The 14020-nt window shown below is 66.9% G+C and carries 12 protein-coding genes; 4 read left to right on the top strand and 8 right to left on the bottom strand.

Annotated elements, in window-relative coordinates; all coding sequences use genetic code 11:
* Positions 1-6: 6 nt before the first annotated feature.
* Both IB259_RS08225 and IB259_RS08220 read left to right on the top strand, forming a co-directional pair.
* Complete coding sequence (locus IB259_RS08225; RefSeq protein ID WP_054456194.1) at positions 7-426, top strand: nuclear transport factor 2 family protein; 420 nt, start codon at positions 7-9, stop codon at positions 424-426.
* A 112-nt stretch (positions 427-538) separates the two neighbouring features.
* Complete coding sequence (locus IB259_RS08220) at positions 539-1492, top strand: tripartite tricarboxylate transporter substrate binding protein (protein WP_119451245.1); 954 nt, start codon at positions 539-541, stop codon at positions 1490-1492.
* A 66-nt stretch (positions 1493-1558) separates the two neighbouring features.
* Here IB259_RS08220 and IB259_RS08215 read toward each other — a convergent pair whose 3' ends face one another.
* The 5 genes from IB259_RS08215 to IB259_RS08195 form a co-directional block, all read right to left on the bottom strand.
* Positions 1559-2428: an ABC transporter ATP-binding protein gene (locus tag IB259_RS08215; protein ID WP_125470670.1), complete on the bottom strand. Its 870-nt coding sequence runs from the start codon at positions 2426-2428 to the stop codon at positions 1559-1561.
* 15 nt (positions 2429-2443) lie between these two features.
* Complete coding sequence (locus tag IB259_RS08210) at positions 2444-3253, bottom strand: ABC transporter permease (RefSeq protein ID WP_175181400.1); 810 nt, start codon at positions 3251-3253, stop codon at positions 2444-2446.
* On the bottom strand, positions 3250-4113 hold the full coding sequence (locus IB259_RS08205; protein WP_175162204.1) for an ABC transporter permease: 864 nt from the start codon (positions 4111-4113) through the stop codon (positions 3250-3252). Before IB259_RS08205 ends, IB259_RS08210 begins: the two co-directional genes overlap by 4 nt.
* Before the next feature lie 9 nt (positions 4114-4122).
* Entirely contained in the window at positions 4123-5232 is a 1110-nt protein-coding gene (locus IB259_RS08200) for an ABC transporter substrate-binding protein (RefSeq protein WP_119451247.1), read from the bottom strand.
* Between the two features lie 117 nt (positions 5233-5349).
* Positions 5350-6873: an amidohydrolase family protein gene (locus tag IB259_RS08195; protein ID WP_192328515.1), complete on the bottom strand. Its 1524-nt coding sequence runs from the start codon at positions 6871-6873 to the stop codon at positions 5350-5352.
* Between the two features lie 291 nt (positions 6874-7164).
* Here IB259_RS08195 and IB259_RS08190 point away from each other — a divergent pair, with 291 nt between their 5' ends.
* Positions 7165-8025: a DUF2272 domain-containing protein gene (locus IB259_RS08190; RefSeq protein WP_192328512.1), complete on the top strand. Its 861-nt coding sequence runs from the start codon at positions 7165-7167 to the stop codon at positions 8023-8025.
* A gap of 23 nt (positions 8026-8048) precedes the next feature.
* On the opposite strand, the gene IB259_RS08185 is transcribed toward IB259_RS08190, so the two are convergent.
* The gene (locus tag IB259_RS08185) at positions 8049-9263 is read right to left on the bottom strand and encodes a benzoate/H(+) symporter BenE family transporter (RefSeq protein ID WP_175213675.1); all 1215 of its coding nucleotides are present in this window, start codon (positions 9261-9263) and stop codon (positions 8049-8051) included.
* Positions 9264-9492: 229 nt separating this feature from the next.
* Between IB259_RS08185 and IB259_RS08180 the strand changes: the two genes are divergently transcribed.
* Positions 9493-11868 carry a DNA internalization-related competence protein ComEC/Rec2 gene (locus IB259_RS08180; RefSeq protein ID WP_370528693.1) on the top strand — a complete coding sequence of 792 codons (2376 nt, stop codon included), beginning with the start codon at positions 9493-9495 and terminating at the stop codon, positions 11866-11868.
* Between the two features lie 19 nt (positions 11869-11887).
* Here IB259_RS08180 and IB259_RS08175 read toward each other — a convergent pair whose 3' ends face one another.
* Complete coding sequence (locus IB259_RS08175) at positions 11888-12871, bottom strand: tripartite tricarboxylate transporter substrate binding protein (RefSeq protein ID WP_192328509.1); 984 nt, start codon at positions 12869-12871, stop codon at positions 11888-11890.
* A 45-nt stretch (positions 12872-12916) separates the two neighbouring features.
* Positions 12917-14005 (bottom strand): isocitrate/isopropylmalate dehydrogenase family protein, encoded by a 1089-nt coding sequence (locus IB259_RS08170; protein WP_054456210.1) that lies wholly within the window; start codon positions 14003-14005, stop codon positions 12917-12919.
* Positions 14006-14020 lie beyond the last annotated feature (15 nt).

The raw sequence follows: 14020 nt of genomic DNA, 5'->3' as shown, positions 1-14020 counted from the left end.
ATTGCAATGGAAAACCCGATTTTGCCCATGCTGGCCAAGACGGCCTGCGAATCCGTGGTGCTGGAGTTCTTCCACGCCCTGGACACGCGGCGTCACGAGGCCGCGGCCGCGCTGATGGCCGAGGACGGCGTCTGGCAACGGCAGGGACGCCGGCTTGCCGGCCGCCAGGAAGTCCTGCAAGCCCTGAATGCCCGCGCGCCCGAGCGCAGCACCTGCCATGTCATCACCAATCTGCGGCTGGTCGAGCTGGCCGGCGCGCGCGCCACCGTCGGCTACTTCCTGACCGCCTACGAAAGCGTGCCCCATGAACAGGGTGGCGCGCCGCGCCTGGTGGCCATCCGCGAATGCCAGGACGTGCTGGTGGAGACGGACGCCGGCTGGCGGCTGGCCGACAAGAGCAGCCGCCGCCATCTTCCGCCCGAATGACGGGCCTCGAATCGATACCAACCCGCGCGTCCGGACCATTCAAAAACCAGTGGACGCGTACCGTAAATACCTCAGGAGACAAACCGTGAAACCCTCAAGAATCTTGCATTGCATGCTGGCGGCCGCCTGTGCCGCCGTCGTGTCCGGCGCCCAGGCGCAGCAGGCCGACTGGCCGAACCATCCGATCACGCTGGTGGTGCCGTTCGCGGCCGGCGGCGGCGGCGACACGCTGGCGCGCCTGGTCGCGGAGCCGCTGTCGCGCGAACTCGGGCAGTCCATCATCGTCGAGAACCGCCCCGGCGCGGGCGGCAATATCGGCACCTCGATCGCGGCGCGCGCCAAGCCCGACGGCTATACGCTGTCATACGGCACCAACGGCACCCAGGCCACCAATCACTGGCTGTACAAGTCGCCGGGCTATGCGCCGTCGGACTTCGAGCCGATTTCGCGCTTTACCGTCATTGCGGCGGCGCTGGTGGTCAATGCCACGGACGAGCGCTTCAAGACCCTGCCGCAGCTGCTGGCCTACGCCAAGGCTAATCCGGGCGAACTGACCTGCGGTTCCGCCGGCAATGGCACGTCCTCGCACCTGGCCTGTGAATTGTTGAACCAGATGGCCGGCACCAAGGTCATGCACATTCCCTACAAGGGCGGCGGCGCGGCCATGACCGATCTGCTGGGCGGGCGTATCTCGTTCATGATCGACGTGATGCCCAACGTGTCGGGCCAGATCGCGGCGGGCAAGCTGCGGGCGCTGGGCGTGACGACGCCGGACCGCGTGGCCTCCAATCCGGACATTCCCACGATCAGCGAAGCGGGCCTGAAGGGCTATGAGTTCTTTGCCTGGGACGGCCTGTACGCGCCCAAGGGCACGCCGGCCGCCGTGCTGGACAAGCTCAACGCGGCGGTCAACCGCGCGCTGCAACAGCCGGAAGTCCGCAAGATGCTGGAGTCTCGGGGCGCGATTCCTGCGCCCACGTCGCGCCAGGCGCTGGCGGAGTTCGGCGCGGAAGAGTATGCGCGGCTGGGGAAGGTCGTGAAGGTGGCGGGCGCGTCGATCGATTGAGCGGCTGACGCCTGAACCAACCAAGCCGGCGGCGCGTGCCGCCGGCTTGCTTTTGTGCGCAAGGAGCTACCAGGCCATGCGCAAGCGTCCCAACGCGGGCAACGCTCCCACTGTCGCCGCCAGGCCGCCAGGCGGCGGCTGTTCTTCATGGCGGGTCACGCGCCCGTCCGGATCGAGAAAATCGCTCAGCACGTCGTCGCGCAGGCGGATGAAGCGCGGATCGCTGCGGTTGCGCGGATGCGGCAGATCGACGTCGACGATGCGGCGGATGCGCCCCGGGCGCGGCTGCATCACCACCACGCGGTCGCCCAGGAACACGGCTTCCTCCACATCGTGGGTGACCAGCACCATGGTGATCTGCTCCTGCTGCCAGATGCGCTGCAACTCGTTCTGCAGGCGGGACCGCGTCAACGCGTCCAGGGCGCCCAGCGGCTCATCCAGCAGCAGCACGCGCGGACGGTTGACCAGGCCGCGCGCGATCGCCACGCGCTGCGCCATGCCGCCCGAGATCTGATGCGGGTAGGACTTCTCGAAACCCTGCAAGCCGACCAGCGCGATGTGCTCGGCCACCAGCTCGCGCTTTTCTGCCTTCGAAAGCGGCGCGTTGCGCAGCGCCGCCGCGATGTTGCGTTCCACGTTCAGCCACGGAAACAGGCGATGGTCCTGGAATACGATGCCGCGGTCCAGGCCTGCGCCGCGCACCGGGGCGCCGTCCAGCAGGATCTGGCCGGAGTACTCGCCGTCCAGCCCCAGGATCAGGCGCAGCAGCGTGGACTTGCCGCAGCCGCTGGCGCCCACGATGCTGACGAAATGCCCGGCGGGCACGTCGAGGTTGATGTCCTGCAGGACCTGCAGCGCTTCTGCGCCGTCGCCCGGGCCGGCATAGCGCTTGCCCACGCCGCGAATGTTCAATTCCTTGCCGAAGATGCTCGTCATTCCTTTCCTACTCCATCAGGCGGCGCCGTAGCGGTGCCGCGCCAGCCTGCGCTCCAGCGCGCGAGCCAAGGCGTTCATGGACCAGCCCACCAGGCCGATCACGAACATGCCGAAGATCACCAGGTCCATCTGGAAGTGTTCGCTGCCTTCGATCAAGGTGTTGCCGATGCCGTGGCCGGCCACCAGCAGATACTCCGCGCCTATCGTCGCCAGCCAGGAGTAGATCAGCGCCAGGTATACCCCGGTGAAGATCGAAGGCGCGGCCGCTGGCAGGACCACATGCAGCAGCGTCTGCCAGCGCGAATAGCCGAACACGCGGGCCACTTCCAGCAGCGCCGTGGGGGTGCTGCGTATGCCGTCGCAGGTATTGACGACCACGGGCACCAGGGCGGCAAGCGACAGGAACGTCACTTTGGCCACGTCGCCCAGGCCGAACCAGACCGAGATCAGCGGGATCCAGGCAAACAGCGAGATCTGCTTGAAAGTGTTGAAGCTGGGACCCACGATGCGGTTGAACAAGGGCAGCAGGCCCAGCAGCGCACCCAGTATCAGGCCGAGCGCGGTGCCTATCGCGAATCCGGTGAATTCCCGCGCCAGGCTGGCGCTCAGCGCGCGCCATAGACGGCCTGAGGAGATCTGGCTGGCCGCCGTCTCCAGCACCTTGCCCGGCGACACCAGCAGCGGCGTGGATACCCAGTCCAGCCGCGCCAGCGCCCACCAGGCCAGGATGGCGGCGGCGGGCAGCACCAGGCCGCGCCAGCGCGCGCGCAACCAGGCGCCTCCGCGTCGGACCACGGGAAGCGAGGAGATGGACGCCGCGCTCATGCCCGCGCTCCCGTGGATGCCGCGCCCAGGCGGGTGGCAGCCTGGCCGCCGCCCGCGCGGGCTTCGGCCAGGTCCAGCAGCTTGTCGATGGCGTAGCCGATGGCGCCCACCACGATCACCGCCGCCATCACCAGGTCCAGCTGGAACAGCTGCCGGCCGTAGACAATCAGGTAGCCCAGACCTTCGCTGGACGCGACCAGCTCCACCACCACCAGCGAAAGCCAGGCCTTGGTGAAGCCCAGCCGCAGGCCGGTGAAGAGCGTGGGCAGGGCGTGGGGCAGCACGACTTCCAGCACCTGCTGGCGGCGCGTGTAGCCGTAGACGCGGGCCACTTCCAGCAGGCTGGCGGGCGTTTGCCGGAATCCCTGCAAGGTGTTCAGCGTTACCGGCACCAGCGCGGCCTTGGCGATCAGGATGTACTTCAATGGCTCGCCTATGCCCACCAGCAGCAGCACGAAGGGCAGCCACGCCAGGACCGGGATCTGCACCAGCGCGTTGAAGGTGGGCAGGATGTAGGCTTCCAGCGGACGCCACAATCCCATCGCGGCGCCCAGCGCCAGGCCCAGCAAGCTGCCGGCTGCGAAACCCACCAGCACGCGCTGCATGCTGGCCTGCACATTTAGCCAGAGGTCGCCGCTGCTGTAGAGGTCCTGCAAGGTAAGCCAAACGAAGTGGGGCGAGGGCAGCACCTGCGGCGAGATCCAACCCTGCGACGCGCCCAGCTGCCAAAGCGCGAGCAGCGCCAGCGGCAGCAGCCAGGGCAGCAAGCGGCTGCCGGCGTTGCGCAGCAGCGCGGCAGGCGCCAGGCGAGCGCCGCGGTGCGCGGACGCAAGCGGGGCGCTCAGTGTGTTCCCGGACATGGCGGCTCCTTATCGCGCGGCGGCGGCGCTGGCCTGGCGCTCGCTGGCGGCAGGCTGGCCTTGCGCATTGAACGCGGTCCAGCGGGCGGCAAGATTTGCCTTTTGCAGCGCGGCATTGAGGTAGCGGGGTTCGAACCAGCCATCTACGCTCACGGGACGGCGGATCAGCTTCAGTTTCAGCGCGTCGTCCGCCACGGCCTGGTAGCGCGCGGCGAGAAACTCGTCCAGCAGCGGCGAATTGCGCACGGCCAGCACTTCGCCGTCGAACTCCGCCTGCCAGGACGCGTAAGGCGTGCCGCTGCGCGCCCAGATCTTGAAGAGCGCGTCCCGGTTCTGCTCGTCCGAAGACCATTGCGCCGCACGCACGAACACGTCGACCACGCGTTGCACGGCTTCGGGGTTCTCCTTTTCGAAATCCTCGCGCACCAGCAGGGATGCCTGGCGCGTGAACGAGGGGTCCTGACCCTTGGTTGAGTAGATGATGCGCGCCAGCCCTTGGTCGCGCAGCTTGAAGTACTCATAGCCGCCGAACGCCGCATCCACGCCGTTGGAGACCAGCGCCGCCTGCGCGCTGCCAGTGTCGAGGTTCACACCCTTGATGTCGCGTTCGGTCAGCTGGCGCGAGGCCAGCACGTTGATGGCGACCAGATGGCCGTTGGTGCCGCGGAAGATCGAGACCTTGCGGTCCTTCAGGTCTTCCAGCGATTGCAGCGCGGAGTCCTTGGGCGTGGAGACGTACAGGTTGTTGCGCACGCCGCTGCCCAGCAGGATGCGGGTCTTCAGCCCGTTGGAGCGGCCTACCACCGACGGCAGGTCGCCCTGGTAGGCGAAATCGATCTGCTTGTTCGAGAGCGCTTCGTTGACCGCGGGGCCCGCGCCCTTGAAGAACAACCATTGCACTTCGGTGCCGGTGCCTTTGAAGGCCTCTTCCAGCCAGTTGTTGGCGCGCGCCACGCCGCCGGGCGAGCCGCCCCAGGTGATGGGGTCGCCGCCGCCGGCGGTCGCCACGCCGATGCGGACCACGTCGGGCGCGGCCAGGGAGGCGAGGCTGACAGCGCACAAGGCAGCGCCCAGCATCAGGCGTGAGATCAGGCTGAGGGGGGATGGCAGGGTGCGCATGGTTGTTCCGTATATCGATGATGAAAGACAGGTCCGGGCGGGCAAGCGCCGGCCGCGGACAGGGCCAGGCGCCCGCCGGCATGTGCCGGCGGGCGGGATTGCAGGTATGCGATAAGGTCAGGCCGCGCGCTTTTCTGCGTGCGCCTGCAGCTTCTGCTCGATGCGCGTGCCCTTGAAGAACTCGGGGTTCGCCTGGGTGTAGAAGCGGTAGGGGTTGTCGAACACCAGGGCCTTGAAATCGGCCGCGGAGATCACGCCGTCTTCCACCAGGTCCCAGCTTTCGGCCAGCGGCTCGGTCAGGTCCGGCACATCCCAATGGCCGACGTCGGACGACCAGATCGCGTTGAGCTTGGTGTTCAGGGGATTGGCGCGGTCGTTGAAGGCCGCGCCTATGGTCCGGTCGTCGGCCTCCGATCCGAAGTAGAAGCTGTCGACCCAGCGTTTGCGGATATCCTCGACGCTCTCGATGCCGGCCGCGGCGAAGTCGTCGAGTTCATCGCCTTGCGGTTCGCGGCTGTGGTGCAGCGCCGAGATGCCCAGGCTGTCGCGCAGCAAGGTGTCCTTGTTGAGCTCGCGTCCGTTGAGCAGGCTGGCGCCATAGCGTTCGAACAGGTCGGCCAGCAGCTCCACGTCCGCGTTGGCCGGGTTGTACTGCTGCACGGCGTTGCGATTGCGCTTTTCCCAGCGGTCCACCAGGTGCGCGTACACGTGCGCGCCCCAGTCCGCGCCGCCTTCCAGCAAGGCCACGCGCAGGTTCGGAAAGCGCCGCGTCACGCCGCCGAAGAAGAGCGCCTTGGCGAAGGCCTGGGAACCGTCGGCGAAGTGGCCGATATGGTTGAACATGTAGTTGCTGATGGAGTGGCGCCCGGTCCAGCCCTGGCTGCCGTAGTGGGTGGCCAGCGGCACGCCCAGCTCCACCGCCTTGGCCCAGAACGGATCGTAGTCGTACTCGCTGTCCAGGCCGAAGAAATCCACGTAGGACGCATGGCGCGCGATCTCCGGGAATTCAGCGGGCGGATACTTGTCGGCGATGGCCTTGATCGGCCGCCGCACGCCGCCGGGGATATTGGCCACCTTCAATCCCAGCGTCTTGACCGCGAATTCGAGTTCCTCGATGGCTTCCTGCGGCGTATTCAGCGGAATGCCCGCCACGGGCGTCAGGCGGTCGCTGTACTTGCGGTACTGGTCAGCATGGAAGTGGTTGATGGCGCGATGCAGCGGCTGACGGTAATCGTCGCCAGCGCCCAGCGGCGCCAGCACGTCGTTGGGAAACAGGATGGAGTAGTCCGAACCCTGTTCCTCCAGGCGCTCGTACAGCAGCTCGGGCAGCGTGACGGTCGCCAGGTCCAGGGTATTGCGCGTGACGCGCGCCCACCAGGGCGAGCGCAGCGTGCGGTTGCGCTGCCGTTCTTCCGGGGTCTGCTGGTACCAGTCCTTGCCCTGGGACCTGGTGGCAAAGCGCGAGCCCTGCGTCTTGCGCAGCACGTCCACCAGCTTGGAGCCGCCATAGTGCTGGATGTAGTCCTCCAGCACGGGCGCGTAGTCGTTGACGTGTACGTCGGTATCGATCACGGGATAGTCCAGCTTCGCCTTGATTGCGGCGGAGCGGGAAGCCTGGGTACGGTGCAGCCGGTCGTTCATGCGGGTCTCCGAGAGTGAAACGGACGCGGCGCCTTGCGGATTCGGCAAGGCCGGCGCGGACAGGTCACAGTACGGGAGATGACCGCCCGGCCAAACGACCGATTCGCAATTTCCAACTAAGTGATGTGCTTATGGCATTTGGGGAGACTCTCGGAATTCCGGCATCCCCATATTTTGTGCGGATGGTATCTGCGGCTGCGCCTCTCGTGCGACCGGAGGAGGGCTTGTCGGAACGTTATCGCGTACTGTCGGGTCACGCAGCCAATGTCCGAGCAGATCGGGGAGCGTCTCATGAAGCGTTTCGTCAGTGTCGAAGCCGTCAACCTGCGGTCCATTCCCAGTACCGAGAACAACACGCCTATCGGTAGCCTGACCCTGGGCCAGGAGGTGGACGATCTGGGAGGCGCACCCGCGGGGTGGCACCATGTTCGGACGAAAATGGGCGGCCTGACCGTCGAAGGCTATTCGGTCGATGGCCTGGCGGATTCGAAATTCAAGTGGGCCCCCACTGCCAAGCAGCCAACGCTGCGGCCACTCGATACTCCGGCTCGCGAGGCGCTCGTGGCAGCGGCAGTGGAACAGTGGCTACGATTCGACAAAGGGCGGGGAAAGGAGACCGTCGAACCCTATAGCACTTACATCCACGAGATGTGGAAGGCGCTGAAAAGGAATCTGACCGGAAAGGACACCGGCTATCCCTGGTCGGCCGTCGCCATTTCCCTCATGGTGAGCAATGCGGCGAAGACCATCCCTGAATTCCAGGCATTCAAGCGGTCCGTCGGTCACGCGGCCTATATGTGGGATGCCATCAAGAAGCGGGCGAGCGAGGACCGGTCCGCGCCGTTTTGGGGCGTACGCATAACGGAAGAAAAGCCGCAGGTCGGCGACATCATCGGCAGTTGGCGGGACAAGCCCTACACGTTCGATCAATATCTCGCAGCCTCAAAGAATCCGGAAGCTCCCAGCCATTCCGACATCATCGTGGCGGTAGGCACCGAGGTTGCGTTGGCCATAGGGGGCAACGTCAGCCAGTCGGTCTTCGTCACCGGGTATCAGCTGACGGCCGATGGCAACATCGCGAAGAACCAACGTTTCTTCAAGGGAAAACTGGTCGGAGAAGCTATCGTCCTGATGAAGAACCGAATTGATTGAGGGGCGCTGTTGCGCAGGCGATCTCAAGCCGCCGACTGCTTCGCAAAGTCCCCGCGCTCCAGGATGAAGCTGGTCGCCACGCCGAACACCACGCCCCAGAAGGGCGCGCCGATGCCCAGCAGCGGCAGGCCGCCCAGCGTCACCAGGAAGGCAACCAGGGCGCCCAGCGTGAAGTGCTGGCGGAACGCGGTGTGGAATGCGCCTTGCAGGATGCGCAAGAGCGCCAGTCCCGCCAGCGTGGCGACAAAGGCCGCGGGCGTGGCCAGCAGCGCCTGCGTGACCAGCGGGGAGAACAGCCCGAACACGATCACCATCACCCCGAGGAAGACCGCGGCCAGCCAGTGCCGCGACGCGTTGGCGCCGGAGGCGATGATGGCATTCGACGGCCCGGCCAGACAGGTGGAGACGCAGCCCAGGCAGGCGGTCAGCGCCGAGAACACGCCACAGGCATTGGTGATGGCGTTGACCGGCGGGCGGTGCAGCGAGTTGCGCAGCACGGCAATGCCTTGCGCGTTCTGCACCGCGATCACGGTCACGGCCAGCGGCAACACCAGTTCGAACGCGGCGCCCCAAGAGAATACCGGGGCGTAGAACTGCGGGCTTGCCAGCGAGGTCGCGAACGTCACATGTTCCAGCGCGGGCGTCCTGCCCGTGAACGCCAGCGTGCATACGCCGGCGATGAGCGCGCCGATGATGGGCGAGAGCCGCTTTTGCACCGCGGGGAACAACGAGACCGCGAAGAAGGTCGCGGTCATGGCGCCAGCCAGCCACGGATCGGAGGCGAATGATCGGATCCAGTCCAGCGCGAAGCTCAGAAAAACGCCCGCGACCATCCCCATGACGATGGGCATGGGGATGCGGTCCATGATGGCGCCGACCCAGCCGGTCAGCCCCAGTACCAGCATCAGCGCGGCGGTCAGCAAATAGGCACCGACGACCTCGGCAAAGGGCAGGTGTTGCAGGGCGCTGGCGACCAGCACCGCGCCCGGGATGGTCCACAGGAAGGCGAGCGGCTGCCGGTAAATGGCGGACATCACGATGGTAAGGATGCCGTTGAGCACGAAGGCCGCAAAGATCCAGGAGGCGAGGGTGGCCTGGCTGAGTCCCCCTTTCACGCCCGCGCTCAGGATGATCGCTACCGGCGCGGACGCGGAAAACAGGAAAGCGACGAAAGCGTTGGTCAGCTCAGTCGCCGGGAACGAGGACGAGGCGGCTGGGATCGTTTCTGAAGGGGCCATGGACTTATCTCATTAATGAGTGAAGCATTTTGCCGAGCACCGAAACAATACAGGAAATATCGCGTGCGGCGGCACCCTGGCTGCGCTTGCGCCCAGCCGAGGTGGGCAAATCCGGTCACTCCCATGCCCATGCGGCAATGCATGCGCCTACGCTCCCCGGTTTTGGGAGATCGCTATCACTGGCCGAATTTTCTGCGTCGCGTTCGTGGCTGGCGCGGGACTGGTCCAGGTGTCCCCGCGGCTGCCCGGCGCAGGCGCCGCATGGTGGCTGGCAGGGGCTTGCCTGCTTGGGCTGGTTGCCTGCCTGCGCTCGCGGCCTGGTCCCGCGCGCCAGCTTGCCGCCTTGATGCTGGGCGTGTGTGCGGGTTCGCTGAACGCCAGTCTGCAAGCCCAAGCCAGGTTGGACGATGCGCTGTCGGATGAGCATCAGGACGCCGTGTCGCGCCTGGCGCTGCGCGTGGCCAGCCTGCCGGATGGCGACGAGCGCGGCCAACGCTTTCTGGCCGAACTGGATGAGCCTGCGCCACCCGGCATTCCCTCGCGCATTCAGGTCTCGTGGCAGGCGCCGCCCGGCCCGCAGGCGCTGATTCCCGAAATCAAGCCCGGCCAGGTCTGGCGCATGGCGCTGGTGTTGCGGCGTCCGCACGGCTTGTTGAATCCAGCGGGGCCGGATGTGGAAGGGCGCCTGTTCGCGCAAGGGATACGGGCCGTGGCTACGGTGCGCGGACAGCCCAGGCTGCTGGCGGACAAGCCCTGGGCGACGCCGGGCATCGCGATAGAGCGGGCGCGCCACAGCGTGCGGGAGGGTTTGCGCGCGGCCTTGGGGGAACATCGCTATGCGCCAGTGATGGTCGCCCTGGCCATCGGCGATCAGGCCGGCGTCGCGCGCGAGGACTGGCTGCTGTTCAACCGCAGCGGCATCACGCATCTGGTGTCGATCAGCGGCATGCATGTGACCTCGATAGCGGGCATCGCCGGGCTGTTGGTGGCGGCGTTGTGGCGGCGAGGGCGCTGGCGCGGCGCGGGGCTGGCCGAGCACGTGCCCGCGCGCGTGGCGGGCGGGGCGGCGGCCGCGCTGGTCGCACTGCTGTATTGCCTGCTGGCGGGCTGGGGCGTGCCGGCGCGCCGCACGTTCTTCATGCTGTCGGTGGTGCTGGCGGCCGCGGTGTCGCGTCTGCCGCTTTCGGGCGGCCGGGTGCTGGCATGCGCGGCTGCGGCGGTCGTGGCGTTGGATCCATGGGCGCCGGTGTCGCCGGGATTCTGGCTGTCGTTCGGCGCGGTGGCGGTGCTGTTGCGCATCGCAGATGCGCCGGTCGACCGCGAAGCCGGCTGGCGCCGGCGCTGCTCGGCCAGGCTGGCGCAAGCGGTACGCCTGCAGCTGATGGTGACCGTGGGCCTGACGCCCTTGCTGGCCTACCTGGTGCATCAGGTGTCGTTGGGATCGCCGTTGGCCAATGCGGTGGCGATTCCCGTCGTGACCTTCGTCGTGACGCCGCTGGCTTTGGCGTGTGCCGCCTTGTCGGTTTTGCCGGAGGCGCAGGGGCTGGCCGAGTTGGCCGGGCTATGGGGCCTGCAGGCGTTCGACCTGATCATGGCGCCGGTGTCCTGGGTGGGCAACGCGTCCTGGGCCAGCGTTCCGGTTGCGGCGGCGTCGTGGCCCTGGCTGCTGCTGGCCTTGGCGGGCATGGTCTGGGCGCTGCAGGTGCGCGGATGGCCGGGCAGGCATCTGGGATGGCTCTGCATGCTGCCGTTGCTGTTTTGGCGGCCCGACCGGCCCGAGCAAGGATATTGGCGCATGAGCGCGATGGATGTGGGGCAGGGTAGCGCCATCCTGGTAGAGACGGCCAGCCAGGCCTTGCTGTTTGACGCGGGGCCGCGCCATTACGGCGGCAGCGACGCGGGCGAACGCGTCGTCGCGCCGTTCCTGCTGGCGCGGGGTATCCGGCGGTTGGACGTGTTGGTCCTGTCGCATGCCGACCTGGACCACGTGGGCGGATTGCGCGCGGTGCTGGCGGCGGTTCCGGCAGGGCGCAGCTACGCATCGTTCGATCTCGCTGCGTTCCTGCGCCGCGATATCCGGATGTGGCCGCAGGCCGGCAGCGCCACGCCGCCGTTGCCCGCCGATGTGGGGCGTTGCCGGCGCGGCATGAGCTGGGAGGTGGACGGCGTGACATTCACCTTCCTGAACCCCGCGGATGCCGGCGGCAGGAACGGGCAGGGCCGCAATGCCGATAGCTGCGTGCTGCTGGTGCAGGGGACATCGCATGCGCTGCTGCTGACGGGCGATGTGGGCGTGGCTCAGGAAAATGCGCTGGCCCGGGTATTGCCCCGAGTCGACGTGGTGATGGCGCCGCATCACGGTTCGGCATCGTCCTCGGGCAGGGACTTGGTGGACGCGTCCGCAGCCGGCCATGCGATCGCACAGGTGGGGCATTTGAACCGCTTTCGCCATCCGGCCCGCGCGGTGGAACTGCGGTGGACGCGCGCGGGCGCGGCGTTTTGGCGCAGCGACCGCGATGGCGCGGTGATGGCGACTTCAGGCGCTGGGGGTCTGCATATGTGGGCTGAGCGTGAACGCGGGCGGCGGTATTGGCATGGGCGCTGACTGAGGCCGCCCGCGGCGTTCAATTGGCGCCGAGCAGGTTCGCGCTCTTGACCAGCGACGATACGCGTTGCGAGTCGCGGTTGAGCAGATCGGAGAATGCGATGGGGCCGCGTTCCTGCGCGGCAGGCGCTTGCGCCGCCAATTGTTCCAGACGAGTCTTGAACTCTGGGGTGTCTATCGTCTGCGACAGGGCGGCGGCCAGTTTTTCGACCACAGGCTGCGGCGTGCCAGCCGGCGCCACCAGGCCATTCCAGATGGCCAGATCGAACTCAGGCAGTCCGCCCTCGGCAAAGGTGGGGATGTCCGGACTTTGCGCCAGGCGCGCGGTTCCGGTCACGGCGATGGCTTTGACGCGCTTGTCCTGATGCAGGGGCAGCATGGTCACGGTCTGGTCGATGACCCCGTCGATCATGCCGCTCATCAGGTCGGTCAGCGCGGGACCTGTGCCGCGATAGGGAATGAGTTCGCCGCGTGCGTCGGCGAAGTGCAGAAACATGGCCTCGGCCAGGTGCGCCGTGCTGCCCGGCCCGCTTGAGCCCAGGTTGAGCTTGACGGCGTTCACGTCGCGGATGCGCTTGAGCATGGCGGGCAGATCCTGGATGCCGCTCTTGTTGCTGACCGACAGCACCATGGGGACGGTCGCGACGATGCCGATGGGAGCCAATTCTTTTTGCGGATCGTAGTTGGCCTTGGGATGCAGATGCGGCAGGATCGCCAGCGACATGTTGTTGAAGGCCAGGGTGTAGCCGTCCGGTGCGCTCTTCTGCAGCTTCTGCATGCCGATGAGGCCGCCGGCCCCGCCGGAGTTTTCGACGACCACCGTCTGGCCCAATTGCTTGGACAGCGAAGTGGCCACCAGGCGGCCCAGCGTGTCGCTGGTGCCGCCGGGCGCGAAGGGCACGATGACCGTGATGGCGCGGCTGGGATAGTCCTGGGCGGCGGCGGGAGCGGAAAAGGCTGCCGCGGTCAGGGCGGCGCACAGGAAGGGGGTGATGCGTAGCATGGGGTGTCTCCTCGTATTGTCTTTTCTAGGTGGGGGGCCTTGCCGTCAGCGCGACAACGCGCGGCAGACGGCCTGGGTCATGTCGGTGCAGCTTGCCGTGCCGCCCAGGTCGCGTGGCACGTGGTCGCCTTTGGCGAGCACCTGTTCGACCGCGCGCTCGATGCGTTGCGCGGAATCGGAGAGCGCGGCATCGGCATGCTTGTCGCCCAGCCAGCGCAGCATGAGCGCGCCCGACAGAATGGTGGCCAGCGGACTGGCGGCGTTCTGGCCGGCTATGTCGGGCGCGGATCCGTGCGCGCCCTGGAAGAGCCCGTGGGTGTCGCCCAGTTCTGCAGACGCCGACAGGCCCATGCCGCCTATCGTGGCAGCGCCCAGGTCGGAAATGATGTCGCCAAACATGTTTTCCGCCACGATCACGTCATAGAAATCCGGCCGCTTGAGCATGTGCACTGTGATGGCGTCGGCATAGGCGTAATCGATTTCGACGTCGGGATAGCTGGCGGCCACGTCATCGCAGACCGCGCGGAAGAAGGCGTAGGTGCGCAGGATGTTGGCCTTGTCGCACACCGTGACGCGGCGCTTGCCGTCACGCGGCGCGCCGTTGCGCTGGCGCGCCAGCTCAAAGGAAAAGCGGGCGACGCGTTCGATGCCCTTGCGGGTGACGACGATGGTGTCGGTCGCCACTTCATCGCGCAGCACGATTCCGCCGCCGCGGCTGGCGTACAGGCCTTCGGTGTTTTCGCGCACGATGACGTAGTCGATCTGTCCCGGCTTGAAATTCTTGAGCGGCGAATCGACGCCCTGGTACAAGCGGATCGGGCGCACGTTGGCGTACAGGTCCAGCCGGAAACGCAGGCGCAGGTGCAGGTCGTTTCCGACTTCGGTGCCGTCGGGGTAGGTAACGCCCGGCATGCCGGCCGCGCCGTGCAGGATGGCGTCAGCCGCCTTGCAGGCTGCGTAGGTGTCGTCGGGCAAAACCTGGCCCGACCTGACGTAGTGGTCGGCGCCGCCGTCGTAGCTGCTGAATGAGAGCAGGTCGGCGCCGCAGGCTTCCTTCAGTACGGTGATCGCCGATTGGCAGACCTCCGGACCGATGCCATCGCCGTCGATGGTCGCAATTTCATACTTAGCCATGTGTGGCTGTCTCCT

The sequence above is a fragment of the Achromobacter sp. ACM04 genome (assembly GCF_014851465.1).
GTDB classification, from domain to species: domain Bacteria; phylum Pseudomonadota; class Gammaproteobacteria; order Burkholderiales; family Burkholderiaceae_B; genus Achromobacter; species Achromobacter aegrifaciens.
Note: the sequence above shows the minus strand (reverse complement) of the source record. Positions and strands in the feature narration are given on the sequence as shown.